We start from the raw sequence: 25191 nt of genomic DNA, 5'->3' as shown, positions 1-25191 counted from the left end.
TGCGTCATCTGGACGTGGCGGAGCGAGACGAGTATGTGGACCGGCAGAGTCTGTTCAGGCGCCGGGTGTTTTGCGTTACCCGATGCCAGACCCGAGCGCGCAACGCCAGACACGTACTGGAGCCTTATCCGCGATGTCCATGCCCGATACTCCCGTCCACGACCAGCTTTCCGGTCGTGCCGATCCTCATGCCGCCATGACTGGCGAAATTGGGAAACGGAAGACGGTTGTCATGAAATTTGGCGGCACATCCGTCGGAAATATCGAGCGTATCCGGAACGTTGCAAAACGCGTGAAGGCGGAACATGATCGCGGCCGCCGCGTGGCGGTCGTTGTGTCGGCGATGGCTGGCGTGACAAACCGGATGGTCGGATACTGTGCGGAACTCGATCCGCTGGCCGATCCGAAGGAATATGATGCCGTGGTTGCGGCAGGCGAGCAGGTGACAAGCGGACTTGTCTCCATCGCGCTTCAGGCGCTCGGTGTGAAGGCGCGGTCCTTTCAGGGCTGGCAGATCCCGCTTGTGACGGATGACGCCCACGGCAAGGCTGCCATTGAGAGCGTGGACGGGGCGGCGCTGCTGGCCTGTCTGGATGACGGCGTCGTGCCGGTTGTCGCAGGCTTTCAGGGCGTAGGGCCGGATGGACGGATCGCAACGCTGGGGCGCGGTGGGTCGGATACATCCGCCGTGGCCGTCGCAGCTGCCATCCATGCCGATCAGTGTGATATCTATACCGATGTTGACGGGATCTACACGACCGATCCGCGCATCGTGAAACGCGCCAAGAAGCTGGATCGCATCACCTATGAAGAGATGCTTGAACTGGCTTCCGTAGGCGCCAAGGTACTTCAGACCCGCAGTGTCGGCCTCGCCATGCGCGAGAATGTCCGGGTGCGGGTGCTGTCATCATTCGCCGAGACGGATGACGACAGTGGTTCGATTGTTGTTGATGAGGACGAGATCATGGAGAAGGAACTGGTTGCGGGGATTGCCAACTCGCATGACGAAGCGAAAATCTCCGTGCGGAACATTCCGGACCGTCCGGGCATTGCTGCTGCGATTTTTGATCCGCTTGCGGCCGCGAACATCAATGTCGACATGATCGTCCAGAGTGTTGGCGTGGACAACATGACGAACATGACCTTCACGGTCAGCAAGGCCGACGAGGCTGCGGCCCGCTCTGTGCTGGAGAAGGCCCGCGAATACGTCCAGTATGGCGAGCTGATTACGTCCCACAACGTCGTAAAGATCAGTGTCGTGGGTATCGGCATGCGCTCCAATGCCGGTCTGGCCGCGCGGATGTTCCGCACGCTGGCCGATCGGGGCATCAACGTGCAGGTCATCTCCACGAGCGAAATCAAGATCTCGGTTCTGATCGATTCCGAATATACGGAACTGGCCATGCGCGCATTGCACACGGCTTACGGCCTTGATGCCAAAGAGGGAGCTGACGCGTGAGCGAAACCCTGAGCCAAACCCGGAGCGAGACCCTGGACGCCCGCGCGACGCTGGACCGGCTGTGGAAGCCAGGCTGTGACTTCCTGGGCAGTGAGGTCGCGATCCTCGGCGGCGCCATGTCCTGGGTCAGCGAGCGGCATCTCGTGTCCGCCATTTCCAATGCTGGCGGGTTTGGTGTCATTGCCTGTGGCGCGATGTCGCCCGAGCGTCTGGAAGAGGAAATCGTTGCCACGCAGGCAATGACGCAGCGCCCGTTCGGCGTGAACCTTATCACCATGCACCCCGAGCTGGACCGTCTCGTAGATGTCTGTCTGGCGCACAACGTCTCCCACATCGTGCTGGCAGGCGGGGTGCCGAACAGCGTCACGATCCGCAAGGTCCGTGATGGCGGAGCGCGGGCGATCGGTTTTGCTCCGGCTCTGGCACTGGGCAAGCGGCTGGTGCGGATGGGGATCGAGGCTCTCGTGATCGAAGGTTCGGAAGCGGGTGGCCATGTCGGGCCGGTGTCGCTGACGGTTCTGGCTCAGGAAATCCTGCCCCATATCCGCGATGTGCCTGTGTTCGTTGCCGGTGGCCTGGGGCGAGGCGATGCAGTCCTGTCCTATCTGGAGCAGGGAGCTGCTGGTGCGCAGCTCGGAACGCTGTTTGCGGCATCCGAAGAGAGCATCGCGCATGAAAACTTCAAAAAGGCTTTCCTCCGCGCCAATGCCCGCGATGCCGTGACGACCGTGCAGCTTGACGAGCTGTTCCCGGTTATTCCGGTGCGTGGCCTGTCGAATGAAGGTGGCCGCCGTTACGCCCGCCTTCAGGGTGAGGCGCTCCAGAAGTTCCAGAGCGGCGAACTGACCAAGGAAGAAGCCCAGCTCTCGATCGAGCATTACTGGGCCGGTGCGCTGCGTCGTGCCGTTATCGAGGGTGACGTGGAAACGGGTTCCGTCATGGCCGGCCAGTCGGTTGGCATGGTCAAGGAAATCCGTCCGGTCGCCGATATCCTCGCGACGCTGGTGCAGCAGGCCGTTGATGCCATAAAGCAGCGTGAAACCCGTATTCACGCTTCCAGCTAACGGATTGTCCGGTCATGTCCTCTCCGTCCTCCAGCCGCCCGTTGTCGCCGCCTTCCGACCAGCCCAGTGTCGGAAAGGTGCTGCGCGAGCGTCGTGAGGAACTGGGCTGGCAGCTTGAGGACGTGGCGGAATGGCTGCGAATCCGCCCGAAACTTCTGGCGGCTCTTGAGGCGGACGATCTGTCGGGCCTGCCAGGTGTGGCGTATGCGGTAGGCTTTCTTCGGACCTATGCGCATGCCATGCAGCTTGATGCGAATGCGCTGGTCGAGCGTTTCCGGCGCGATACGCGTGGGGCCGTGACGCGCAAAACGGAACTGGTTTTCCCGCAACCCGAAGGGGACCGGGGCCTGCCAGTTGGTGTTCTGGTTGGCGCCGGACTTGTGGTTGTGGTCGCGGCATATGTCGGCTGGTATCGCTTTACGGCACATGATACCCCGGCCCAGCGACAGGTTCCGGCCGTTGCAGAACTGATGCCGGGCGCGGCAACCCCTGCCACGACCTCTCCGCAGGTCGCCTCCGTCATGCCGGGACGTGCACCAACGCCGGAGCCTCACGCTCCGGCTGTCGCGTCGTCAGCCCCTGTGGGGGCATCCGCAGTTTCCGGTCTGGCGCAGACGGCTCCGGCTCCGCAAAGTCAGCCTGCGCCTGTTCCTGAACAGGCTGCACCACTCGTTCCCTCTTCTGACGAAGATGATACGACTGTGCCGCCGCCGCCGGCTGGTACAGTTGCGCCTGAGACCGTGGCGCCTGAAAAGATCCCAACAGCCGGACAGCCCGCCACGGACCTGCCTCCCGCTGTTCCCGAAGGGGCCGTTGTCGTGCGGGCGCTGTCCCAGGTCTGGACGCAGGTCCGGGACAAGGACGGACATGTCCTGATCTCGCGCGTGATGCAGCCGGGCGAAAGCTGGCAGGGCGATCCGGCAGGCGCGCCTTTCCACATGTCGTTCGGCAATGCGGGCGGTGTGGTCCTGACCACGGCGGGGGCGACCAGTGCGCCTCTGGGCCGGGAAGGGCAGGTCCGCCGCAATGTGGAAGTGACAGCAGACGCCATCCGCTCCGGCTCTTTCGGATCGGGTGTAGCCCTACCGGTTCAGCCCAGTTCTCCGGCCACAGGGGGCACCACGGCCGCACCGGCGCTGGCGCCCCCTGTGGCTGCCAAACCGGCGTCTGCACCTGTTCCGCACAAAGCCCCGCCGCCGGAGCACGACGTTTCGGCCGATGACCTGAATGCCCGGCAGCTTGAACATCAGCCGCTGGAACAATCGTCGCCACCGCATTAAACCTTTATATCCGTCAGGGGGGCTCAGTGCCCCTGAATACAGCCCCCTGCGTTAGAGCTTCCGGTTTCCACCGGGCACGAAGAGGTAAATCATGAGCAGCTACCGTCCGTATCAGCACATCGAACGTCGCAAGTCGCGCCAGATCCATGTCGGCAAGGTCGCGGTCGGTGGTGATGCCCCGATTTCCGTGCAGACCATGACCAACACCCTGACGTCGGACGCACAGGCCACAATCGACCAGATCCGTCTGTCCGAACTGGCCGGCGTGGACATCGTCCGCGTGTCCTGTCCGGACGAGGCCAGCACCGAGGCTCTGGCGGAGATCGTGCGCGAAGTGAACGTCCCCATCGTTGCGGACATCCACTTCCACTACAAGCGCGCCATCGAGGCAGCCAAGGCCGGTGCTGCGTGCCTGCGAATCAATCCGGGCAATATCGGCAGCGCCGAGCGCGTGCGTGAAGTCGTCAACGCCGCCAAGGATTATGGCTGTTCCATCCGGATCGGCGTGAACGCCGGTTCGCTGGAAAAGCACCTGCTTGAAAAATACGGTGAGCCCAACCCCGAGGCTCTGGTCGAGAGCGCTCTGGAACACGCGAAGATCCTGCAGGATCACGATTTCCACGAGTTCAAGATCAGCGTGAAGGCTTCCGACGTGTTCATGGCGGTTGCAGCCTATCAGCAGCTTGCGGATTGCTGTGACCACCCGCTGCATATCGGCATCACCGAGGCAGGCTCCAAGCGTGCGGGCACCGTGAAGTCGTCCATCGGTCTGGGCAATCTGCTCTGGGCCGGCGTGGGCGACACGATGCGCGTCTCGCTTTCCGCCGCGCCGGAAGAGGAAGTGCTGGTCGGCTGGGATATCCTGAAATCCCTCGGCCTGCGTCATCGCGGTGTGAAGATCATTTCCTGCCCGTCCTGTGCCCGTCAGGGCTTCAATGTCGTCGAGACAGTTCAGACGCTGGAAGATCGCCTCCAGCACATCAAAACGCCGCTGACGCTGTCCATCATCGGCTGCGTGGTGAATGGACCCGGTGAGGCACTGATGACCGATCTCGGCGTGACCGGCGGCGGCAATGGCCGTCACATGGTCTATGCGGCCGGTCGTCAGGATCACACGATGCCGGGTGGCGACATGATCGAGCATATCGTGGACCTCGTGGAAAAGAAGGTCGCAGACATCGAGGCGGGCAAGGTCGAGGCCTCAACGGCCAAGCAGATGGACCCGGCAGCGCACTGATGTCCGGACTTCAGCCCCCCCGCGGAACCCACGATCTCATTGGCGACACCATGCGCCGCCACCACCATGTCGTGGAGACGGCGCGCCGGGTTCTGCGGACCTATGGTTTCGAGGAATGGAGCACGCCCATCTTCGAGGACACGCGCGTCTTTTCGCGTACGCTCGGCGAGACATCCGATGTCGTGTCCAAGGAGATGTATACGTTCGAGGATCGCGGCGGTGAGAGTATCACCCTGCGGCCCGAAGGCACGGCGGCGATCTGCCGCGCGCTGGTTACGAACGGCCTGACGCAGTCCCTGCCGCAGAAAGTGTTCTATCATGGGCCGATGTTCCGTTACGAACGCCCGCAGAAGGGGCGTTACCGCCAGTTCCACCAGATCGGTGCCGAACTGATCGGTGCGGAAAGTCCGCTGCGCGATGCCGAGACGATCGCCATGGCCCAGGACATCCTGCGCGAACTGGGCCTGGGCGATCACGTCACGCTGGAACTCAACACCCTTGGTGATCTGGCCAGCCGTCAGGCTTGGCGGGAAGCTCTGGTGGCGTATTTCCGCGATCATGCCGATGCGCTGTCGGAAGAAAGCCGCGTCCGGCTCGAAGCCAATCCGCTGCGGATTCTGGACAGCAAGTCCGAGCAGGACCGCAAACTGCTCGACGACGCCCCGGCATTCGCGGACTATCTGAACGATGAATCCCGCCAGTTCTGGGACACGCTGCGCTCCAGCCTTCAGGCCTTCGGCGTGGATTTCGTTGAGAACCCGCGCATCGTCCGTGGGCTTGATTACTACAGCCATACGGCCTTTGAGTTCGTGACCTCGAAGCTTGGTGCTCAGGGCACCGTGCTGGCCGGTGGGCGGTATGAAGGTCTTGTGGAGCAGATGGGCGGTCCGGCTATACCCGCGATCGGCTGGGCTGGCGGGATCGAACGTCTGGCGATGCTGCTGGACTCTGTGCCTGAACTCCCTGCCGGAATTGCACTGGTCCCGATGGGAGACGAGGCTGTTCTCAAAGCCGCGTCGCTCGCGCGCGCGCTGCGTTCGGCCGGGCTACGGGCCGAAATCGAGACTCGTGGCAACATGAAGAAGCGGATGGAGCGGGTGGTGAAATCCGGTGCATCGCATGCCGTCGTTCTGGGCGATGAAGAAATTGCCAAAGACGTCGTGCAGCTTCGGGATCTGTCCAGCCGCGAGCAGCAGGAAGTTCCGTTTGCGGATCTGGTGCGTGTTCTAAGCGCAGGACGCGCCTGAGCACATGGCGTTTGATGACAGGCTTGAGCGGATTGTCGCGCGTTCGGAGGAAGTTCAGGCCCTGATGTCTTCCGGCGATCTGACGGGTGAGGATTTCACTCGTCTGTCGCAGGAATATGCCGAACTGGAGCCGGTGGTCGCGTCCATTCGGGCCTGGAAAAGCGCCGAGGAACAGAAAGCGGGGGCGCAGGCCCTGCTTGACGATCCGGAAATGCGCGAGCTGGCGCAGATGGAGCTGGCAGAGATCGAGGCGACTTTGCCCGACCTCCAGCACTCTCTGCGTCTGGCGCTTCTGCCGAAAGATGCGGCAGATGAGCGCAGCGCCATTCTCGAAATCCGGCCGGCCGCTGGCGGAGACGAAGCCGGACTGTTCGCGGCCGAACTGTTCGATGCCTATCGCCGCTTTTCCGAGCAGAATGGCTGGCGTTTCGAGGTCATGGAATATTCCGAAAATGAAGTCGCAGGCCTCAAGGAAGGTATGGCGACCATTTCAGGCCGCTCGGTTTTTGCCCGTCTGAAGTACGAATCCGGTGTGCATCGCGTTCAGCGTGTTCCGGCAACGGAAAGTCAGGGCCGCATCCATACCTCGACCGTGACTGTCGCCGTGCTGCCGGAAGCCGAAGATGTCGATGTCACGATCAATGACGACGATCTGCGGATTGACGTTTATCGCGCCTCTGGTGCCGGTGGTCAGCACGTTAACAAGACCGAGAGCGCGGTGCGCGTGACCCACATGCCCAGCGGCATTGTGGTGGCGATGCAGGAAGAGAAGAGCCAGCACAAAAACAAGGCCAAGGCCATGAAGATCCTGCGCGCCCGGCTCTATGAGCGCGAACGCGCGCAGCTCCATGCCACGCGGGCGGCGGACCGGAAATCACAGGTCGGGACCGGCGACCGTTCGGAGCGCATCCGGACGTATAACTTCCCACAGGGCCGCGTGACGGACCACCGGATCAACCTGACGCTCTATAAGATCGACCGGATCATGGGCGGCGAATTCGACGAGATCATCGACGCCCTGACGCGGGAAGAGCAGACCGAACTGCTCGCCGCTGCAGGGTTCTGAAACTCAGGTGTTCGGTGTGGCGCAGACGGCAGCGCGCCCATGCCGGTGCGTTGCAACGGCGGCATCGTCATAATCGACCAGAAAGAAATCGGTGAAATTGTTAGTCCCCACGGCATCAAGCGAATGGCCTTCCGGGTGGTGAAGCTGGCCTTCGCTGCTCACCTGATGGGTTTCCTGATGGCCGTTTCGCACAATGGTGATTTCCCCGCACAGGGCGTAATCCACATCTGAGCGGCCGACCGGAAGCGCAATCGTCTGCGTCTCATGTGCCTTGGCTAACCCGAGTCTGAACGTTGCAACCAGATTGCCATCCAGATAGAGGCGCGAGACTTCTGAAATTTCTTCAGGCGCACGCTCGTCCGTTACCGTAAAAGACGGGGGTAGTTCCTGCGACAGGTCTGACTGTGCCTGAACGGGTGTGAGGGTGCAGCCAAGCAGCAGAGCGGAAAAGAGGAGCGCACGTTTGGACTTCATGACACCAACTATAGCAGGTTCGCTTTAAGATGATGCCCAAAGATGATCTTTTGCGCGAGGCCTCACAGGCACTGGAGAAGGCCGGGATCGAAGATGCGCGCCGCGAGGCGCGGCTTCTGCTGGGCTGGGCGACAGGCCGGGATCTGGGCGGACTACTGTCTCTGGATGCTGTGGATGCGTCACAGAAAGCGCGATTCGCAGACGCTCTGAGGCGCAGACTGGGGCGGGAACCGCTGGCGTTCATCACGGGCGAGACAGGGTTCTGGACGCTGGATCTGGAGACGGGGCGTGACACTCTGATCCCCCGCGCCGACAGCGAGGCGCTGATCGAAGCGCTGCTGGATATCAGGCTAGATCGCAAGGCGCCGCTGTCCGTTCTGGATCTGGGGACCGGAACGGGCTGTCTGCTGCTAGCAGCCCTGTCTGAATATCCGCAGGCGACAGGCGTAGGTGTCGATCTTTCTCCTCAGGCCGCGGCTCTGGCGCGGCGGAACTCCGGGCGTACGGGGCTTGGGGGCCGGAGTGTCTTTCTGGCCGGAAGCTGGGCAGACGCGCTGAACGCCCGGTTCGATATCGTGTTGTCCAACCCGCCTTATATTGAGAGCGGAGATCTGTCGGGACTGATGCCTGAAGTCGTGCGCTATGAACCGGCGCGGGCCCTGGATGGTGGGGTGGACGGGCTTGAAGCGTATCGTGTCCTGTGCGCCGCCCTGCCGGATCTTCTGGTGCCGGGAGGTTATGCGATCCTTGAGATGGGGATCGGACAGATCGACGACGTCTCCGCACTGGGAGTGCAGAACGGTCTGCGGGAAGTGGCGCGCCGGAAGGATCTTGGCGGCGTGGAAAGAGCGCTCGTCCTGCAATTACCTAGATAAGGACGCAGTCAGGAGCGTCAGATGACGAAAAACCGTTGGCTTGACTGACGGAACTTGGTATGGCTAAAGCCAATGCATGCGATTTGAAAGTGCTTTACAGGCACTCTCAGGCGTATCTTTGCCCATCGTTCATGTCATCCTGCACTGACGATGGAAGACTGGCTGAGCCGGGTTCAGCCATAGCGGAACAGACAGACGTCTTTTTCGATAGCGGCGGTCGGAACTTTCTGCGGTTGCAGAACGGTCCACGTCATCATGAAAGTGCATCACGGGTCGATGAATATGAAGCGCATAAGAGGCCGGCATCATCGTGCGGGCAGTGGGCCGTCACGCAGCAGCAGTGCCCAGACACCTCTGAACCGCAACCATGTGTTTGACAGTAACGGGCCTGATCTGAGGGTCCGTGGTACGGCGCAGCAGCTGTTCGAGAAGTATCTCCAGCTCGGCCGCGACGCAACCGGAACTGGCGACCGCATTCTTGCAGAAGCCTATTTCCAGCACGCGGAGCATTATTTCCGTATTCTCAACGCCATGAATCAGGCGGCCGAGAAAAGCCAGCAGGAACGCACCGAGCGTCAGCAGCAGCGGCAGCGGGCCTATGAGGACCGTCGTGAACCGCGCGGTGAACGGGGCGAGGATGAGGCTCCGTCATCCGAGCAGGAGGCGGACTATGCTTCGGAGCGCCCCTCCGAGGAAAGCCACGATCGCCGTGCAGCGGAAGTGGAAGCAGAGTAAGGCTTTCAGTTTTCAGCGCATAAAAAAACCGGCCCTACAAGGAGCCGGTTTTTTTTATGCCTCAGACACGCGCCACAAAGCGGTCGGGCAGGCGCCAGAGCTCTGTCCCGCTCAGATGCAGGTCAAGGCGGTAGAGGTCGTGCAGGCGTGTCTGGGCGCTGTCCTCAACCTGCTGGCGCCAGTGCGTGAGGCGCTCGTCCCGGTTGTCGAGCGTGCTTTCCGTTCTGGGCAGCCCCGCCATTGCGAGCAGCATGTTTTTCCAGTCCATATTTTCGAGACGCTGATGGCGTCCGACATCTTCCGAGACCCAGGGCTGCCTGCGGGTCCGCTCCAGCCGTGCTAGGCCAGAGCCCAGATCGGCATAACGCAGATGGAAGAGAAAAAGGGGAGCGGCAAGACTGGGAACGGCTTCTTCGCAGCAGTGGAAACCGGGAGCCCAGGTGATGGGAATTCGGGTCAGGACCGGTTTGCACATCGCGCTCGAAAAGCGGAGATGGCGGCGCTGCAGGGAGAAGGGGCGGCTGTAGTCGAACGGGCCTTCCTCATCTGGAAGGTGGATGACGTCAAAGCCGGTCGCCGTGACTACGGTTCAGCAGCGCGAATTCCGTCAGGGACGGGACGAATGCCGGGTCCGCGAGGAGAATTTCGTCCACATCCGTATAGATGACGCTGTCATACCATTCGAGCAGACTGTCGCAGAATTTCCCGATGGCCCGGGTGCGGCGCTCATCGTCCTGGGGGGAGCGGGGAATCCGGACGACACTCACCTGTCCCAGATGGGCCGTACACCCGTCATCTGAGCCGTGATCAATGACGTAACAGGCGCTTTCCCCAACCTGTGCGCCATAATGACGCCGCCAGACCTGAAGATGCTCGGGCTCGTTGTAAACCATGGTCACGACGGCGAGGGGCTTTTTGATCATACCCCGCAGAATACAGGAAACAGACCTGCACAATAGAGACCGGTCACGACGATTTTTTATTTTTGGAAGAAAGAATGGTAGCGGTGGACGGATTTGAACCGCCGACCAAGGGATTATGATTCCCCTGCTCTACCACTGAGCTACACCGCCATCCTGCCGGTCGAACCGGCGTTGTGGCGGGGTTTTAAGGGGGATCTTTCCGGGTGTCAACACGTTAGGTTCAGGAAAATAGGACGTAAAATAAGATGTTTTTTACGGGTCGCATTCCTGCGGCTGCCCGTGGCATTTGAGGTATCACGGTTTTCCAATCAATCCGGCCTTCGGGGCGTTCTCAATTTCTCTCAATGCAAGGAGTCTTTCATCTGGTGACGCAACACTTCGTCAGCACCCTGTTTGCCATAAGATCCTATTTCACCTGGCTTCCGGCTTCTGTCGTCTCGGTGCTGATGCTTGTGATGGTGGGGGTGCTGGCGTTCTATTGCGGCAATCTTGTCACGACACAGCTTCTGAAAATTCCGGGATCGCGCAAGGCCGCGCTGATCCGGCGCATCGTCTCGTCCCTGCGCAGGCCAACGCGGCTGATGGTCGCTTTGCTGGCCATGCTGTCCGCAATCCCGGCGGCGACGGGTTTTACGGCGACGCAGGAAGAGGATCTTCAGCTTTTCTTCCTGTTCCTGCTGATCCTGACATTCGGATTTTCAGCGATCATGGTCTTTCGGATCATGACGGAGGTTTATCTCAACCGTCTGGCTGCGAGGGAAGAGACCGACGACATCATGATCCGTTCGCACCAGACGCAGATCCGTGTTCTGCGGCGTCTGACGGAGATCCTGGTGGGGATCGTGACGGTGGCATCGGCCCTGATGCTGTTCCCGTCCGTCAAGCAATACGGACTGTCACTGTTCGCTTCGGCGGGAGCGGCGTCCCTGATCGTCGGCCTGTCGGCACGTGGACTTCTGACGAACCTGATCGCAGGCGTACAGATCGCACTGACACAGCCGATCCGCATGGAGGACCTGATCATCATCAATGGTGACTGGTGCTGGGTGGAGGAAATCAACGCGACCTATGTGGTGCTGCGCGTCTGGGACTGGCGGCGGCATATCGTACCGATCTCGTATTTTCTGGAGAACCAGTTCGAGAACTGGACGCATAATTCCGCAGCCATCATCGGCGTTGTGTTTCTATGGGTCGATTATCAGGCGTCGATGGACAAGATCCGCGAGATGCTGAATGAGATCGTAAGGGGCTGTCCGTTATGGGACGGACGCGTGTTTGATGTGCAGGTGGCAGACTGCGACGCGCATGTCATGTCCATCCGTATCATCGCGAGTGCGCGGACGGCGCTTCAGAGCTGGGATTTGCGGTGCGATATCCGGGAGAAAATTATTGCACGGATCCGTGATGAGTGCCCCGAAGCATTGCCGCGTTCGCGTTTTTCCATGATGCCTCCAGGCGCAGGTGGTCAGGAACCGTGGGAGCGGATGGCGCCTCCGATCGGGCGCCCGCCACCGGGAAGCTATATGGGCCCGAGTGTGGGGCCAGGAATGGGACCCGGTAGTGCGTCAATGTCCTCAGACTGAGGGCAGCTCCGGGCGCATTTTCGAGTGCCTGCGTCCATAAAAAACGTAAGTGGCGATCCCGAGCGTCAGATAGGTCACCAGAAGGATGAGCGGAACAGGGTTTCCGCTGCTGACGGCATGGATCATGTCCGAAACCAGTGGAATGGTCATGACCAGACAGAACAGGATCCCAAGCGCAGGCGTGGTGCCGATCCAGATTCCCCGGATACGGATGCCGCCCAGTGGAACGCTGAAAGGACGGACGATATCGGGGCGTGTGTTGCGCTGCCAGATGACCGTGAAACAGACAATTCCGAAAGCAGCGGCCGTACCGATAGAAACGAGGTCGCTGATGATGTCGATCGGCAGTGTCGCAGTGATGAGCGCCACCACAAGGCCGAGCACGATCGTGCCGATCCACGGTGTGCGGAATTGCGGATGAATGACGCAGAACATCTGCGGGATCAGGCCGTCACGACTGATGGTCAACAGAACGCGCGACTGGGCGTACATCAGGCCCATGAGAACAGAGCAGAGGCCAATTGTCGCACCGACATTAACCAGCAGAGCCAGCCAAGGCGTATGCATGATTTTCACGGCAATGGCGAGCGGGTCGGGAACATCCAGTTCGCGATAGGGCACGATGCCGAGCAGGACAGTCGCGACGATCATGTAAACGACCGTGCAGATCACCAGACTGCCGATGATGCCGATCGGGACGTCGCGCGTTGGGTTGCGGGCTTCCGCAGAGGCCGTGGAGACGGCTTCGAACCCGACATAGGCAAAGAAGATAACCGATGCCGCACGGAAGATGCCGCGCACGCCATAATGAAATCCGCCTTCGCTGGGAGGAATGAACGGATGCCAGTTTGCCGGATTGATGGCACCGATACCGAACGCCACGAAGACGAACAGAACGCCGACCTTGAGTGCCACGATCATGGTGTTGATGCGCGCGGATTCCTCAACGCCACGGACCAGCAGTGCGGTTACAAGCAGTGTTGCTACAAAACCGATCAGGTCAAACCGCCACCCGGCACTGATCTGTGCACCGGCCGTGCCCGCGACAGGCTGGAGTGTGGCGTGGGTCAGGGCCGCAGGGATGTGCAGTCCGGTGATGCCCAGAAGGGAACTGGCATAGCCCGAAAGACCGGCGGCAACGGCGGAACATGAGATGCCGTACTCCAGAAGCAGCAGCCAGCCCACCATCCATGCCACTTTCTCGCCCATCGAGATATAGGCGTAGGAGTAGGCCGATCCCGAGACAGGCAGGGTCGAAGACAGCTCGCCGTAGGAAAACGCCGTGAACAGGCAGGCGAGGGCGGCGATGATGAAAGAGATCAGGACGGACGGACCGGCATATTCGGCAGCGGCCGTGCCGGTCATGACATAGATGCCAGCGCCGATCGTGGATCCGACGCCAAGAATGACCAGTTGGGTCGCCGTCAGGCTGCGCTTGAGGCCGTTCGTATCGTTTTCGAACAGGACCTGTTCAAGGGTCTTCCGGCGACCTGATCCGGAAACGTCAGGAGGAGATTGTATCGAAGCTGGCATGATCCGCAATGTGCCGCGAAAAACGGCGGCTGGAAAGTTCAGAGAAGGATGACGGCTGCGGAAAACGCCCCGGCCACGATGCAGTAGACGCCGAACGGTGTGAGCGCCCAGCCGTCATGGTTGCGGAAGAAACGCAGCATGAGGAGCGAGCAGATCAGCGCGGTTATCCCCGCGACGATGGCGCCTGCAACGCACTGCACCATGACATCATGTGAGATCGTCATGTGACGCATCTGCCAGGCTTCCCGGACCGTTGCGGCCAGCACAATCGGCTGGGCCATCAGTAGGGAGAAGCGCGCGGCCGTTTCATGGTCCAGCCCCCGCAGGAGACCGCCATTCATGGTGGCGCCGGAGCGCGACAGGCCGGGCAGAAGGGCAAGGCACTGCCAGACACCGATGATGGCAGCATCTTTCGGAGCGAGTGTCGAAATGGGTCGATGGTCGCGCTGGCCTTTCTGGCGGCGGAGCCACTCGGTAGCCATCAACAGGAATCCGTTGAGAATCAGGAAACCCGCCACCGCGATGGGAGAGCCGAAAACATTCCGCAGACGATGCTCCAGAAGCCAGCCGACCAGCACGGCGGGAATGGTGGCGATGACGAGGAGCACAAAGACCCGAATCGCATCCATCTGGGCGTGGCGGCCATGACGGCCCATCATTCCGGTCAGAATAGCTACCCAGTCTTTCCAGAACACACCCGCCAGTGCGACCAGCGTTCCGACGTGAAGCATGGTCAGGAACGGCAGGAACATCGGTGCGTGCTCATCCAGATCCCAGTGCAGAAGCGCGGGAAGGAGAACGGCATGACCAAGGCTGCTTACCGGAAAGGGTTCGGTAATTCCTTGGACGACGGCGAGAATGAGGGCTTGAAGAAGCGTCATGGAGCCTGTCTCGGTGAAGGCCTTCGTTTGCAAAGGCGGAAAAGAAATCACTTGCCCGATGGTTACAATCGACGCAACCACGGATGTAGCCTTGACCGGTCGGTCATGGGAGGACTAACTCCCGGTCTGTTCAAGATTTTCCGGAAGGCGAGGCTGGCATGCAGTCAACATTGAGCGGCCGCGGGGGCGCCATCCTAGCCAGTGGTCTGGTGCTGGCGATTGCCGGAACGTTCCTCGCCTACGGCAATGCCCTGCGCAAGGGGCCGGATTTTCAGGGCTCCGTCCTGCATGCTGCCTTTAATTCCGCGAACGGGCTTCATGCGGGGGCGAATGTCGATCTCGCGGGTGTTCCAGTCGGGCGCGTCGTGTCCATCACGCTCGACCCCAGAACGCAGATGGCGGATGTCGCCTTTACGGTGGACCAGCGCCTGCATCTTCCGGTGGATACGGCTGTGGGAATCGGTGCCCCGACCATGACGGCCGACAACGCCCTGCAGATCCAGCCGGGTCATTCCCGCACGACGCTCTCCAGCGAGGGCAAGATCACCGATACGCAGGATCAGCTCTCGCTAGAGCAGCAGGTCAGCAATTATATTTTCGGTGGTGGCAAGCTGGGCCAGTAAGGCCCGCGGCCCTTCAGTCGTTGAGCGGATAGGACGCCAGCAGGCGACGCTGTTTGCGCCAGGAATGCAGCATCGAGAACGCGCCTGACGTTTTCCAGCCCCGCGCCCGGTTGGCGGCACCGATCAGGAACGTCTGCCGGTAATGGGAGAACTGGGCGCGATAGGCTTCCCAGAGCGTCGTCCGCCGGTCCCAGATATGGGTGGCTTCAGACCCGACGCCGTTGATTTCAATAATCCGTAAATTCTCGCCACGCCGCAGATCCTCGATGGAGGCGGCTTTCACGTCCACGCGCCCGAAATGGAAATCCGGAATATCCTGCATGATGGCGTCCAGACGAGCCGTCAGCGCGTCGGTCGTATCGGCGTGGCCATCCCGGAAGACGGACCCCTTGCAGTGATTGCCCGCGAAGACCAGCGACATCTCTTCTCCCTTGGCAAGTATGTTCTTTTCCCGCCCGGCAAGGCGGGGCAGATAGATCTGCGGGACGAGACTCATGCGCGCGTCCCTCAGGACCAGTTCCTCGATTGTGGAAACGCCATCACCTGTCAGGACCGGTGCTTCCTTGTAGGTAATGGAGGTGATGCGGCCATGCGGTTCATCGGGGTGGCGGATGTAGAACAGTCCGGCCTCGACGGGATAGGTGATGAGTTCCTGCACCAGCATGTCCACGTCATCAGGAAACTGGGGCAGAACCGTTTCAAGTTGCTCACGGGAGTGGACGAGTTTCACGCCAGTCCCATTACAGCCGATATCGGGCTTGATGACGACGGGAAAGGACAGGCCCTTGCGCGTCATGGCATCCAGCGCACGGTGGTCCGCCCCTTTGCCGCTGCGGAAGACGGCATAGGGCGCGATAAAGGACTGTGCCGTGGCGCCTCCCATGTCGAGAATGGACGATTTGCTCTCACCACACAGGCCACCCGTTTCGATGCGCGGATTGGCGGCGGTCGAGATGCTGAGATCACGGTATTTGATCCCCATGACGATCCAGTACAGGACGATGGGCGTGTAGAAGATGGAACCGGGCCAGAACTCGAAGAGGGAAAGCGGGTTCTGATCGGCTTCTGGCTTGGACATTGCTGTTATTGGCTCACGGTCTGGAGACGGGCGATCAGACGCCCGACGACGACGATACACAGGACAAAACCCGCCAGTCCGGCCCAGCGCCAGCCGCCCTGATGGGCAAGAAGCCAGCCGCCGACCCGCATGGCGAGCAGAAAAAGACATGTCGTCCACACCAGCGTAGCCAGAACTGCCGTCAGGGCAAAGCGCAGGAAGGGCGCGCGGAAAAAACCGCAGGCCGTATAGAGCGGAAGCCGGGCACCGGGCACGAAGCGGGAGATGGCGACGATGCGGATGACATTGGCGCTGAACCAGTCCTGTGTGCGTTCGCGCTTGGGGAGCGTCAGGAAGCGCCTGAGGTAAGGCCAGCGTGCACCGGCGGCCCCAAGGCCGTACAGGCCAAGGTCTCCGACCGCCACGCCGAAATAGAGCGCCATCAGAGCCAGCGGAATACTGACCTCGCCGGCACGGGCCGCGACAGCGGAAAGCACTGTGGCCACGTCTTCAAGGATGAAGGTGCCCACAATGATGGTGGCTGCCTTCAGCCATGCTGGCTGCGAGGCCATGGCGGGGCCGATGGCGATCACGAGTGGGGAGGGTCCATGAACATTCAGTCGCCGGTTTCGCACGCCAGCGCGCCCGCGACAATCTTGCCGTGCCATATTTCGGCGCGAATGCTCTGCCAAGGTCCTGAGAGAGTTCTGGCGAGGCTGGCGGTCCGGGCTGCGGATTGCTAGCGTGTGCCCTATCATTTCTCCCTGCAAGGGACTGGTCCTGACCGTGCTTCAAAGACGTCATCTGCTTGCCACCCTGACCTCCGTTGCCGGTTCGGCCGCAATGGGGCTTTCCTCTGCCAGAGCGCAGGCTGCGGCCCAGACTTCGGCGCAGAGTTACGCAGCTTTTCTCGACAGCGTCCGGACGCAGGCTCTGACACAGGGGATTGTGCCGTCGATTGTCTCACAGGCGCTCGCTCTGACCCGCACCCCCAATGCCTCCGTCCTCAAGCTGGACCGCCACCAGCCGGAGTTCACCCTGACCTGGGCGCAGTACCGGGACCGCGTCCTGCCGGAGTCGCGTTTTGCGAAGGGGCGGAGTGTCTATGGCGCCCAGCAGTCCGTGATGTCTCCCGTAAGTGCGCGCTTTGGATGCGACGACCGTGCCGTCATGGGGATCTGGGGGCTCGAGTCGGGTTTTGGCGCCCATGACGGGACATATTCCGTCATCGATGCGCTTGCGACGCTGGCTTATGACGGACGACGCTCGGCATTTTTCCGCAACGAGCTCATGAAAGCGCTCCAGATCCTCAATGACGGCGATATCGCGCCTGCGGCCATGATCGGCAGCTATGCCGGGGCCATGGGGCAGGCGCAGTTCATGCCCAGCGCCTATCTGCGCTATGCGGCGGACGGAGACGGAGACGGCAAGCGCAATATCTGGACGTCGGAAGCAGATGTGTTCGCATCCATCGCCAATTATCTCGGCAAGTGCGGCTGGCAGGTCAACGAACCCTGGGGGCAGGAAATCACTCTCGCCAAAACACTCGACAAGACCGAGATCGGCCGGACCCGTCAGCGGACGCTGGCTGAATGGATGGCGCTGGGCGTGCGCCGTGCGGACGGGACGGCGTTCTCGCGCCGGGACGTGAAGGGCGCTGTCGTGCAGCCCGATGGTCCGGGAACGCAGGCGTTCATGGTTTATCACAACTTCAACGTGATCCGCCGGTACAACCCGTCGGACTACTATGCTCTGGGCGTCGGACTTCTGGGGACGGGCATTGTTTCTGCGTAACTGCGGGGCCGTTCTGGCCCTTCTGCCGGTTCTGGGCGCGTGTCATCGCGATGAACCCGCGCCTGTTGCACATCCGCATTACGAACTGGGCGCTGCTTGGCATGGCGCACAGGGATGGTTCTACCCCGGCGAGCAGTTTGACTACCGCATGACAGGCCTGGCAACGCGTCAAAACGCGCCTGCCTCGGGCCTGACCGCCGATGGGGAGATCTGGTCCGCAGAGGGAATGACTGGCGCACACCAGACGCTCCAGCTTCCGGCGATCGTTAGCGTCCGCAATCTGCTGAACGGGCGGATCGTGCGCATCCGCCTGACGGATCGTGGACCACAGGGGCAGGGGCGCATCATCGCACTTTCCCCAAAAGCGGCTGACCTGCTGGGTATGACGGCAGACACGCCTGTCGAAGTCATGGAAGACGAGGTTGCCAGTCGTACACTGGCGGAAGGACTGGGTGGCAGACCCGCCGCACAGAGCATTTCTGCCGCTCCGGTGGGCGAAGTGCGCGAAACATCGCTGAGTGACGGGTCCTCGCACGTCTATGGCAACGACTCGTCCGCTGCGGCGACGTCCGTGGCCGTAGGGCCATTGCCCGTAACATGGATGCAGGGCAGTCCGGGGCCAGCGGGGCTGTATGTGCTGATGGGAATATTTTCCGGTCATGCGGCGGCGGCAGGTGTCGCCCTGCGCTGTAGCGGTACGGTTCTGCATGCCTCCGAAGGTGCTGGACTTGAGTGGCGTGTTCTTGGTGGACCCTTTGCTGACATCGCACAGGCGGATGCGGCACTGGACCACACCCGCCTGTGCGGGGTAGAGGGCGCGCGGATCATTGTGGAATGACGGCCCGTTGTCTGAAGGCCGTGGAACTGGGGACGAACGTGCGGACTAGACGCTCTCTTTTCGGTGGGGTGGCAGGCATTGCGGCCTGTGCTTCTTTTGCGGGACCCCTGAAGGCGTTTGCCCGCCCGCACCACCATGCGGCCCACGCCGCGAAAGCTGCTGCGGCTCCTGCGGCAGACGCGCCGGCTGGAACGCCCGCGAACACGCCGATCGGCCCGTTCGATACCGTGGCGCGTTGGGCCTATGTCGTGGATTATGACACGGGCGCCGTCCTGCTCGACAAGGCGTCTGACGAGCGTATGGCTCCGTCTTCGCTTACGAAGATGATGACGGCCTATATCGTGTTCGGCATGCTGGCGACGGGCCGTATCCGTCTGGAACAGAGCCTGCCGGTCAGCGAGAAGGCCTGGCGTACGCAGGGCTCCAAGATGTTCGTGCCGCTGGGCCAGAGCGTTCTGGTGTCCGACCTGATCCAGGGTATGCTGATCCAGTCCGGCAATGATGCCTGCATTGTGCTCGCCGAAGGCATCGCCGGGTCCGAAGAGCGCTTCGTCGCGATGATGAACGAGGAAGCGCCGAAGCTCGGCATGATGAACTCGCACTTCCTCAACGTGACGGGCCTTCCGGCGGACGGGCACTACATGACGGCCCGCGATGTCGCGACCGTGGCCTCGCATCTGATCCGCGATTTCCCGCAGTACTACCATTACTTCGGCGAACTTGAGTTCACCTACAATCACATCCGTCAGGGCAACCGGAACGTCCTGGTGGACAAGGGCCTTGCTGACGGCCTGAAGACCGGTCACACCGATGCGGGCGGTTTTGGTCTCTGTGCCAGTTCCAAGCGCAACGGCAACCGCGTGATCGTCGTCATCAACGGCACGGCGTCGAGCAACGAGCGCGCCCATGAAGGCGAGCGTCTGATGTCCTGGGCGTTTGCGAATTTCGAGAACGCCACGGTGTTCCGTCGCGGGCAGGTCGTGGACTCCGTACCTGTGTGGATGGGCGAACACCGTCAGGTTCCGCTGGTTGCCGGGGCCGATATCGTCATGACTCTGCCCGTCGGCTGGCAGCAGCGCTCTCATATCGCCGTGGATTACGCGTCGCCGGTTATCGCACCGGTGACGAAGGGGCAGGTTTGTGGAGCTCTCGTGATTTCCGCGCCGAACATGGCCGATATCCGTGTGCCGCTTGAAGCCGGCGAATCGGTTGCGAAACTTGGACTGGTCGCCCGTGCCATGACCCGTCTGGGCCATGGCCCCGCGCAGTAAGGGCATGGCTGGAACAGGACTGTTCATTACGCTTGAAGGCGGCGAGGGCGCCGGGAAATCAACCCAGGCCCGCCTTCTGGCCGAAGCCCTGCGTGCGGAGGGACACGATGTCCTTCTGACGCGGGAACCCGGTGGCACGCAGGGCGCGGAAGAAATCCGCAACCTGCTGCTGTTCGGGAAGGTCGATCTCTCTTGGCGGGCGGAAATCCTGATGCATATGGCTGCCCGGTCGGACAATCTGGACAATGCCATTCTTCCGGCACTGAGGCGTGGTGAGATCGTAGTGTGCGATCGCTTCCATGATTCGACGCTGGCCTATCAGGGCCATGGTGTCGGTCAGGGTGCACCTGAGGTTCTGGCGTTCCTGAATGGTGCGCGCAAACTCGTGAATTTCGAGCCCGATCTGACACTCATGCTGGAACTCCCCCGGACGCAGGCGCTTGCGCGTCTTAACGCCCGCGGCGGTCAGACGGACCGTTACGAAGGTCAGGCGGAAGCGTTTCACGAGCGCGTTCTGGCCGGGTTCGAGGCCATTGCATCTTCTGACCCGGCGCGTGTGAAACGCGTGGATGCGGGACAGACGCCGGAAGCCGTCAGTGCAGCTCTTCTGCGGGCGGTGCAGAACCACCTGACGGTTCAGGGCGTGTGAGCGATCCGCGTCATACTCTGGGTCTGTACGGTCACGGCGAAGCAGAAGCGACGTTCCGGCAGGCTCTGGCCGGCGGCAAGCTCCATCATGCCTGGCTGATCTGCGGTCCGGCGGGAATTGGCAAAGCGACGCTGGCCTTCCGTCTGGCCCGACTGCTGCTGAATGCGGAAAATCCGGACTTGGCGCAGGCACGGCGCATTGCGGCGGGCACGCACGGGGACCTGCTGGAAATTTCGCGGGCCGTTGACGAGAAAAAAGGCCGTCTGCGTGGGGAGATCACGGCGGCGGATGTCCGCCCGGTGCAAACCTTCCTGCATCACACGGCGACCGAAGGCGGTTGGCGCGTGGTGATCGTGGACGGGGCGGAATATCTGAACCGGTTCGCAGCTAACGCCCTGCTCAAGATCCTTGAAGAGCCCCCCCCACGCTGCGTCCTGCTGCTGACGACGTCTTCTCCGGGCGCGCTCCTGCCCACGATCCGCAGCCGGTGCCGGATGCTCACGCTGTCCGCGCTTTCGGATGCGGATATGCGGGCTGCACTGCCCGGCATCTCTGCGGATGTGCTGGCACGGGCCCACGGATCGCCGGGCCGGGCACTCTTTCTCTCGCATGACAGGGATGGTGCGATTGCGTCATTTGTGGCGGAAATCCTTGGCGGACAGGTGCGTGCTTCGGAAACCATGGCCCTGAGCGAACGTATTGCGAGAGAGGCTGAAGGTTTCGCATTGCTCTGCGATTTGCTAGGCGAGGGACTGGCAGACCGTGCGCGCTCGGCAGCGCGGCGCGGGGATCTTGCAAAGGCCGATCTGGCGGCGCGGCAGTGTTCCGAACTGGACACGCTGAGGCGTCAGACCGAAGGCTTAAACCTGGATAAGGCCCAGGCCATCCGTCAGGCAGCGGAACTCGCTGTCGGCAGCTGAGATGGTCCGGGCGTTATGAAACGAGTGGACATGACGCGGCGCTTCACCATCACGACCCCGATCTTCTATGTGAACGGCGCTCCGCATATCGGGCATGCCTATACCTCCATCGCGGCCGACGTTCTGGCCCGCTTCCATCGCCTGAACGGCGAAGAGGTCCTGTTCGTCAGCGGGACGGATGAGCATGGCCAGAAGGTCGAGCAGACCGCCGTCGCCAAGGGCATGGACCCGCAGGCCTACGCCGATGAGGTTTCGGCCTCCTTCCGCCAGATGCAGAAGGATATGGCGATTTCGACCGACGAGTTCATCCGCACCACCGAGGAGCGCCACAAGGGCGCGGCCAAAGCACTGTGGGAGAAGGTTGCGGCAAACGGGCATATCTATCTGGGCGCCTATGAGGGCTGGTATTCCACGCGCGATGAAGCGTTCATCGGCGAGGACGAACTGGTCAAGAAGCCCGACGGAACGTTCGTGGCCCCGTCCGGTGCGCCGGTCGAACGCGTCAAGGAGCCGTCCTACTTCTTCCGTCTGTCCGATTTTCAGGACCGGCTCCTGAAGCTGTACGAAGACAATTCCGACTTCATCGGCCCCGTCGGCCCGCGTCGTGAGATCGAAAGCTTCGTGCGTCAGGGTCTGCGCGACCTGTCCGTCAGTCGCACGAGCTTCAAATGGGGCGTACCGGTTCCAAACGATCCGGACCATGTCATGTATGTTTGGTTCGATGCACTGGCGAACTATCTAACGGCCGTGGGCTACCCCGATCTCAACGATCCGCGGGCGAAGTTCTGGCCGGCGGATGTGCATGTCGTGGGCAAGGAAATCGCACGCTTCCACTGCGTGTACTGGCCAGCGTTCCTGATGGCGGCGGGCATTGATCTGCCGAAGAGCGTGTTTGCCCATGGTTGGTGGACGGTCGAGGGCGAGAAGATGAGCAAGTCTCTCGGCAATGTCCTTGATCCGAAGGCGTTGGCCGACGAATTCGGGCTGGATGCGCTGCGCTTCTTCCTGATGCGCGAAGTGCCGTTCGGCGGCGATTCCAATTTCAGCCGCCGCTCCATGATCACGCGCACGAATGTCGAGCTGGCGAATGATCTCGGCAATCTGTGCCAGCGTACGCTGAGCCAGGTGGCCCGTAATCTGGGCGGCGTTCTGCCCGAGCGTGGCACGCTGACCGAAGACGATCAAGCCATGCTGGCGATGGTGACGCTGCTGCCGACGATCATGTCCGAACAGATCGAGCGCAAGGCGATTACCGATGCGCTGGAAGAAGTCTGGAAGGTCATTCGCGCCGCCAATTCCTATATCGACCGTCAGGCCCCTTGGGCGCTGAAAAAGACCGATCCGGAGCGGATGGCGGATGTGCTGCGGGTTCTCGTGGATATGATCCGCGGGATCGCAACCATGCTTCAGCCTTTCATGCCGGACACAATGGACAAGATGCTGGTCCAGCTCGGTGTGCAGGACGACGAACGGACATTCGCCGCTCTTGAAACCCTGCTTCCGGCTGGCCGGACGCTCCCCAAACCCGAAGGCCTGTTTCCCCGCTTTGTCGAGGAAGAGGCATGACAGGATTGATTGACACGCACTGTCATCTGGACAAGTTCGACGACCTTGCGCCCGCTTTCGCGCAGGCGCGGGAAGCGGGTCTGTCCGGAATGATCACGATCGGGACACGGTTTTCAAAAGCAGATACGCAGATTGCCCTGACGCAGCATGACACGCCGGATCTTCGGATCTGGTGTGCAATCGGCATTCACCCGGATTATGCGAGTGAGGAGCGCCTACCATCGGTTGAAGAGCTTGTTGCCAAGACCGCAGCGCCTTCCGTCGTGGCGATTGGGGAAACGGGGCTGGATTATTTCCATAGCGGCGATAAGGCTAAACCGGCCCAGCATGCTGCGTTTCGCACCCATATCGCGGCTGCGCGCCAGACGGACCTGCCAATCGTCATCCACACACGCAATGCCGATGACGACATGATAGCCATCCTGCGCGAAGAGCATGCGAAGGGCGCGTTTCCGTTCCTGATCCACTGCTTCGCATCTGGTCCGAAACTGGCAGAAGCCGCTCTGGAACTGGGGGGTTATATCAGCTTCTCTGGCCTGCTGACCTTTCCGAAATGCGAGGAAATCCGCGAAGTCGCAAGGATGGTGCCGGAAGATCGTCTTCTGGTTGAGACGGACAGCCCGTATCTTGCGCCTGTCCCGAAACGCGGAAAGCCCAACACGCCGGGTTACGTCGCCCATACGGCGGCACGTCTGGCAGAGGAGCGCGGCGTTTCTCTCGACGAGATCACACGGATCACGACCGAAAATGCCCGACGTCTCTTCACGAGGATCGCTGCATGAAGGTGACGATCCTTGGATGTGGAGGTTCCGCTGGGGTTCCCATGATCGGGGGCGAAGAGGGACCACAGACGGGGATCTGGGGTGCGTGTGATCCTACGGAGCCGCGTAACCGTCGGACGCGCTCCTCAGTTGTGATCGAAGGCGAGGGCGGCTTTCGGCTTCTGGTAGATTCAGGGCCGGATTTCCGCGATCAGATGCTGAACTGTGGCCTGAGTCACGTTCATGCGGTCCTCTACACGCATCCGCATAGCGATCATATTGGTGGTCTGGATGAATTGCGGGCCATCAACCGCGTGATCGGAACGCCACTGCCACTTCTCGGCACGCAGGACGTGCTTGAGGAACTACGCTTGCGCTATGCCTATGCGTTCGCGCCCTGGAAAGGCCCGGACTTCTATCGGCCGGTTTTTGATGAACGGATCGTGCAGACTGGGGAGACAGTTTTGTTCCCCGGATTGAATGCTCAGATTTTCGAACAGCGCCACGGGCGGATCACATCTCTGGGCGTACGGTGCGGAAACTTTGCCTACAGCACAGATGTCGAAACGCTTTCAGATGAGGCGCTGTTGCTGCTCGAAGGGGTTCAGACCTGGATTGTGGACTGCTTCCAGTATGATCCTCACCCCGCCCATGCCTGGCTCGAACGCGTGCTGGAATGGCGCAAGCGTCTTGGCGTGAAGCATGTGATTCTGACCCATATGGGCCCGGACATGGATTACCAGACCTTGTGCAAGACGCTGCCCGAGGGTGTTGAGCCTGCCTATGACGGGATGGTTCTCAAGATTTAAATGATGGGAAAAAGGATTGAAATGAGCTCTGGAAGTCTTCCTTTTGATCCTGAAACCCTCCGGTATTATGCAGAATCGTCCCCGTCCTATGTCGCAAGCGGGAAGGGTGGTCAGAACCGCTATCTAGACCGTTTTCTGCAAAAGCTTGAATCCGGCGCGCATATTCTCGATCTGGGATGTGGCGGCGCGATTGATGCGCGTGCCATGCTGGAGCAGGGATTTTCAGTGGAGGCCGTTGAAGCCTCACCGTCTCTGGCTGCGAATGCCGCACAGATGCTCGGGAAACCGGTTCAGGTCATCCGGTTTGACGAATTGCAGGCTGCTGATGCTTACGATGCTGTCTGGGCAAGCGCGAGCCTGATCCATGTTCCAAGGGCTGCCCTGTCAGGCATTCTTGCAAAGGTCCATGCGGCGCTCAAACCGGGGGGGGTGGCACCTCGCAACTTACAAATCGGGTGGCCAGGAAGGCCGCGATAGCGTCGGACGATATTACAATTACCCGTCTGCCGAAGAAATCCGGAACTTCTACGAGTTGGCCGCATGTTG

26 protein-coding genes and 1 tRNA gene are annotated in these 25191 nt (G+C 61.2%); 19 read left to right on the top strand and 8 right to left on the bottom strand.

What is annotated here, in order from left to right:
* Window positions 1-133: 133 nt before the first annotated feature.
* From GAL01_RS09525 to prfA, 6 genes are all read left to right on the top strand, one after another.
* A complete protein-coding gene (locus GAL01_RS09525; protein WP_077802961.1) occupies window positions 134-1459 on the top strand; it encodes an aspartate kinase in 1326 nt (441 codons plus the stop codon).
* Window positions 1456-2523 (top strand): NAD(P)H-dependent flavin oxidoreductase, encoded by a 1068-nt coding sequence (locus tag GAL01_RS09520; RefSeq protein ID WP_231865391.1) that lies wholly within the window; start codon window positions 1456-1458, stop codon window positions 2521-2523. The genes GAL01_RS09525 and GAL01_RS09520 overlap by 4 nt, the downstream gene beginning before the upstream one ends.
* 14 nt (window positions 2524-2537) lie before the next feature.
* Window positions 2538-3803 carry a helix-turn-helix domain-containing protein gene (locus GAL01_RS09515; RefSeq protein WP_062031456.1) on the top strand — a complete coding sequence of 422 codons (1266 nt, stop codon included), beginning with the start codon at window positions 2538-2540 and terminating at the stop codon, window positions 3801-3803.
* Between the two features lie 91 nt (window positions 3804-3894).
* Window positions 3895-5040: a flavodoxin-dependent (E)-4-hydroxy-3-methylbut-2-enyl-diphosphate synthase gene (gene ispG, locus GAL01_RS09510; RefSeq protein ID WP_062031453.1), complete on the top strand. Its 1146-nt coding sequence runs from the start codon at window positions 3895-3897 to the stop codon at window positions 5038-5040.
* Window positions 5040-6287, top strand: coding sequence for a histidine--tRNA ligase (hisS, locus tag GAL01_RS09505; protein WP_062031449.1), 1248 nt, complete (start codon window positions 5040-5042; stop codon window positions 6285-6287). The genes ispG and hisS overlap by 1 nt, the downstream gene beginning before the upstream one ends.
* A gap of 4 nt (window positions 6288-6291) precedes the next feature.
* On the top strand, window positions 6292-7353 hold the full coding sequence (gene prfA / locus GAL01_RS09500) for a peptide chain release factor 1 (protein WP_062031446.1): 1062 nt from the start codon (window positions 6292-6294) through the stop codon (window positions 7351-7353).
* A gap of 3 nt (window positions 7354-7356) precedes the next feature.
* On the opposite strand, the gene GAL01_RS09495 is transcribed toward prfA, so the two are convergent.
* A complete protein-coding gene (locus tag GAL01_RS09495) occupies window positions 7357-7827 on the bottom strand; it encodes a hypothetical protein (protein ID WP_062031443.1) in 471 nt (156 codons plus the stop codon).
* 29 nt (window positions 7828-7856) lie between these two features.
* On the opposite strand from GAL01_RS09495, the gene prmC reads away from it, so the two are divergent.
* Window positions 7857-8702: a peptide chain release factor N(5)-glutamine methyltransferase gene (gene prmC / locus GAL01_RS09490; RefSeq protein WP_062031441.1), complete on the top strand. Its 846-nt coding sequence runs from the start codon at window positions 7857-7859 to the stop codon at window positions 8700-8702.
* A 276-nt stretch (window positions 8703-8978) separates the two neighbouring features.
* A complete protein-coding gene (locus tag GAL01_RS09485) occupies window positions 8979-9437 on the top strand; it encodes a DUF4167 domain-containing protein (protein ID WP_062031565.1) in 459 nt (152 codons plus the stop codon).
* A 61-nt stretch (window positions 9438-9498) separates the two neighbouring features.
* On the opposite strand, the gene GAL01_RS15995 is transcribed toward GAL01_RS09485, so the two are convergent.
* The 3 genes from GAL01_RS15995 to GAL01_RS09475 all read right to left on the bottom strand — a co-directional run bounded on the left by GAL01_RS15995 (window position 9499) and on the right by GAL01_RS09475 (window position 10510).
* Window positions 9499-9912: a hypothetical protein gene (locus GAL01_RS15995; RefSeq protein WP_231865390.1), complete on the bottom strand. Its 414-nt coding sequence runs from the start codon at window positions 9910-9912 to the stop codon at window positions 9499-9501.
* Window positions 9913-10000: 88 nt separating this feature from the next.
* Entirely contained in the window at window positions 10001-10360 is a 360-nt protein-coding gene (locus tag GAL01_RS15990) for a glycosyltransferase family 2 protein (RefSeq protein ID WP_231865389.1), read from the bottom strand.
* A gap of 75 nt (window positions 10361-10435) precedes the next feature.
* Window positions 10436-10510, bottom strand: a tRNA-Met gene (locus GAL01_RS09475).
* Between the two features lie 215 nt (window positions 10511-10725).
* Here GAL01_RS09475 and GAL01_RS09470 point away from each other — a divergent pair.
* Window positions 10726-11943 carry a mechanosensitive ion channel family protein gene (locus GAL01_RS09470; protein WP_082790765.1) on the top strand — a complete coding sequence of 406 codons (1218 nt, stop codon included), beginning with the start codon at window positions 10726-10728 and terminating at the stop codon, window positions 11941-11943.
* Here GAL01_RS09470 and GAL01_RS09465 read toward each other — a convergent pair.
* The gene (locus tag GAL01_RS09465) at window positions 11935-13476 is read right to left on the bottom strand and encodes an APC family permease (protein WP_062031434.1); all 1542 of its coding nucleotides are present in this window, start codon (window positions 13474-13476) and stop codon (window positions 11935-11937) included. The two genes, GAL01_RS09470 and GAL01_RS09465, sit on opposite strands and share 9 nt — an antisense overlap.
* A gap of 38 nt (window positions 13477-13514) precedes the next feature.
* Complete coding sequence (locus GAL01_RS09460; protein ID WP_062031561.1) at window positions 13515-14357, bottom strand: undecaprenyl-diphosphate phosphatase; 843 nt, start codon at window positions 14355-14357, stop codon at window positions 13515-13517.
* A gap of 158 nt (window positions 14358-14515) precedes the next feature.
* On the opposite strand from GAL01_RS09460, the gene GAL01_RS09455 reads away from it, so the two are divergent.
* Complete coding sequence (locus GAL01_RS09455) at window positions 14516-14980, top strand: MlaD family protein (RefSeq protein WP_062031429.1); 465 nt, start codon at window positions 14516-14518, stop codon at window positions 14978-14980.
* A 13-nt stretch (window positions 14981-14993) separates the two neighbouring features.
* Here GAL01_RS09455 and GAL01_RS09450 read toward each other — a convergent pair whose 3' ends face one another.
* Window positions 14994-16058: an ATP-grasp domain-containing protein gene (locus tag GAL01_RS09450; RefSeq protein WP_062031426.1), complete on the bottom strand. Its 1065-nt coding sequence runs from the start codon at window positions 16056-16058 to the stop codon at window positions 14994-14996.
* Window positions 16059-16063: 5 nt separating this feature from the next.
* Window positions 16064-16630 carry a DedA family protein gene (locus GAL01_RS09445; RefSeq protein WP_077802952.1) on the bottom strand — a complete coding sequence of 189 codons (567 nt, stop codon included), beginning with the start codon at window positions 16628-16630 and terminating at the stop codon, window positions 16064-16066.
* Window positions 16631-16823: 193 nt separating this feature from the next.
* Here GAL01_RS09445 and GAL01_RS09440 point away from each other — a divergent pair, with 193 nt between their 5' ends.
* From GAL01_RS09440 to GAL01_RS09400, 9 genes are read left to right on the top strand one after another with little or no spacing between them, the layout of a single operon-like run.
* On the top strand, window positions 16824-17831 hold the full coding sequence (locus tag GAL01_RS09440) for a lytic murein transglycosylase (protein WP_062031553.1): 1008 nt from the start codon (window positions 16824-16826) through the stop codon (window positions 17829-17831).
* Window positions 17818-18669, top strand: a complete 852-nt coding sequence (locus GAL01_RS09435; protein WP_062031422.1) for a septal ring lytic transglycosylase RlpA family protein — start codon at window positions 17818-17820, stop codon at window positions 18667-18669. The genes GAL01_RS09440 and GAL01_RS09435 overlap by 14 nt, the downstream gene beginning before the upstream one ends.
* Complete coding sequence (locus tag GAL01_RS09430; RefSeq protein ID WP_062031418.1) at window positions 18666-19940, top strand: D-alanyl-D-alanine carboxypeptidase family protein; 1275 nt, start codon at window positions 18666-18668, stop codon at window positions 19938-19940. Before GAL01_RS09435 ends, GAL01_RS09430 begins: the two co-directional genes overlap by 4 nt.
* A gap of 4 nt (window positions 19941-19944) precedes the next feature.
* On the top strand, window positions 19945-20589 hold the full coding sequence (gene tmk / locus GAL01_RS09425) for a dTMP kinase (RefSeq protein ID WP_099253233.1): 645 nt from the start codon (window positions 19945-19947) through the stop codon (window positions 20587-20589).
* Window positions 20586-21509, top strand: coding sequence for a DNA polymerase III subunit delta' (locus tag GAL01_RS09420; protein ID WP_062031409.1), 924 nt, complete (start codon window positions 20586-20588; stop codon window positions 21507-21509). The genes tmk and GAL01_RS09420 overlap by 4 nt, the downstream gene beginning before the upstream one ends.
* 30 nt (window positions 21510-21539) lie before the next feature.
* The gene (gene metG / locus GAL01_RS09415) at window positions 21540-23075 is read left to right on the top strand and encodes a methionine--tRNA ligase (RefSeq protein WP_062031406.1); all 1536 of its coding nucleotides are present in this window, start codon (window positions 21540-21542) and stop codon (window positions 23073-23075) included.
* Window positions 23072-23857 (top strand): TatD family hydrolase, encoded by a 786-nt coding sequence (locus GAL01_RS09410; RefSeq protein ID WP_062031403.1) that lies wholly within the window; start codon window positions 23072-23074, stop codon window positions 23855-23857. The genes metG and GAL01_RS09410 overlap by 4 nt, the downstream gene beginning before the upstream one ends.
* Window positions 23854-24645: an MBL fold metallo-hydrolase gene (locus GAL01_RS09405; RefSeq protein ID WP_062031400.1), complete on the top strand. Its 792-nt coding sequence runs from the start codon at window positions 23854-23856 to the stop codon at window positions 24643-24645. The genes GAL01_RS09410 and GAL01_RS09405 overlap by 4 nt, the downstream gene beginning before the upstream one ends.
* Window positions 24646-24666: 21 nt before the next feature.
* Entirely contained in the window at window positions 24667-25122 is a 456-nt protein-coding gene (locus GAL01_RS09400) for a class I SAM-dependent methyltransferase (protein WP_169926417.1), read from the top strand.
* Window positions 25123-25191: the final 69 nt, after the last annotated feature.

Source organism: Gluconobacter albidus (assembly GCF_002723915.1).
Taxonomy (GTDB): domain Bacteria; phylum Pseudomonadota; class Alphaproteobacteria; order Acetobacterales; family Acetobacteraceae; genus Gluconobacter; species Gluconobacter albidus.
Note: the sequence above shows the minus strand (reverse complement) of the source record. Positions and strands in the feature narration are given on the sequence as shown.

Coding starts and splice junctions, on each gene's coding strand:
- GAL01_RS09525 (WP_077802961.1), top strand. CDS start 134: ATGTCCATGCCCGATACTCCCGTCCACGACCAGCTTTCCGGTCGTGCC.
- GAL01_RS09515 (WP_062031456.1), top strand. CDS start 2,538: ATGTCCTCTCCGTCCTCCAGCCGCCCGTTGTCGCCGCCTTCCGACCAG.
- ispG (WP_062031453.1), top strand. CDS start 3,895: ATGAGCAGCTACCGTCCGTATCAGCACATCGAACGTCGCAAGTCGCGC.
- hisS (WP_062031449.1), top strand. CDS start 5,040: ATGTCCGGACTTCAGCCCCCCCGCGGAACCCACGATCTCATTGGCGAC.
- prfA (WP_062031446.1), top strand. CDS start 6,292: ATGGCGTTTGATGACAGGCTTGAGCGGATTGTCGCGCGTTCGGAGGAA.
- GAL01_RS09495 (WP_062031443.1), bottom strand. CDS start 7,827: ATGAAGTCCAAACGTGCGCTCCTCTTTTCCGCTCTGCTGCTTGGCTGC.
- prmC (WP_062031441.1), top strand. CDS start 7,857: ATGATGCCCAAAGATGATCTTTTGCGCGAGGCCTCACAGGCACTGGAG.
- GAL01_RS09485 (WP_062031565.1), top strand. CDS start 8,979: ATGAATATGAAGCGCATAAGAGGCCGGCATCATCGTGCGGGCAGTGGG.
- GAL01_RS15995 (WP_231865390.1), bottom strand. CDS start 9,912: ATGTGCAAACCGGTCCTGACCCGAATTCCCATCACCTGGGCTCCCGGT.
- GAL01_RS15990 (WP_231865389.1), bottom strand. CDS start 10,360: ATGATCAAAAAGCCCCTCGCCGTCGTGACCATGGTTTACAACGAGCCC.
- GAL01_RS09465 (WP_062031434.1), bottom strand. CDS start 13,476: ATGCCAGCTTCGATACAATCTCCTCCTGACGTTTCCGGATCAGGTCGC.
- GAL01_RS09460 (WP_062031561.1), bottom strand. CDS start 14,357: ATGACGCTTCTTCAAGCCCTCATTCTCGCCGTCGTCCAAGGAATTACC.
- GAL01_RS09455 (WP_062031429.1), top strand. CDS start 14,516: ATGCAGTCAACATTGAGCGGCCGCGGGGGCGCCATCCTAGCCAGTGGT.
- GAL01_RS09450 (WP_062031426.1), bottom strand. CDS start 16,058: ATGTCCAAGCCAGAAGCCGATCAGAACCCGCTTTCCCTCTTCGAGTTC.
- GAL01_RS09430 (WP_062031418.1), top strand. CDS start 18,666: ATGACGGCCCGTTGTCTGAAGGCCGTGGAACTGGGGACGAACGTGCGG.
- tmk (WP_099253233.1), top strand. CDS start 19,945: ATGGCTGGAACAGGACTGTTCATTACGCTTGAAGGCGGCGAGGGCGCC.
- metG (WP_062031406.1), top strand. CDS start 21,540: ATGACGCGGCGCTTCACCATCACGACCCCGATCTTCTATGTGAACGGC.
- GAL01_RS09410 (WP_062031403.1), top strand. CDS start 23,072: ATGACAGGATTGATTGACACGCACTGTCATCTGGACAAGTTCGACGAC.
- GAL01_RS09405 (WP_062031400.1), top strand. CDS start 23,854: ATGAAGGTGACGATCCTTGGATGTGGAGGTTCCGCTGGGGTTCCCATG.
- GAL01_RS09400 (WP_169926417.1), top strand. CDS start 24,667: ATGAGCTCTGGAAGTCTTCCTTTTGATCCTGAAACCCTCCGGTATTAT.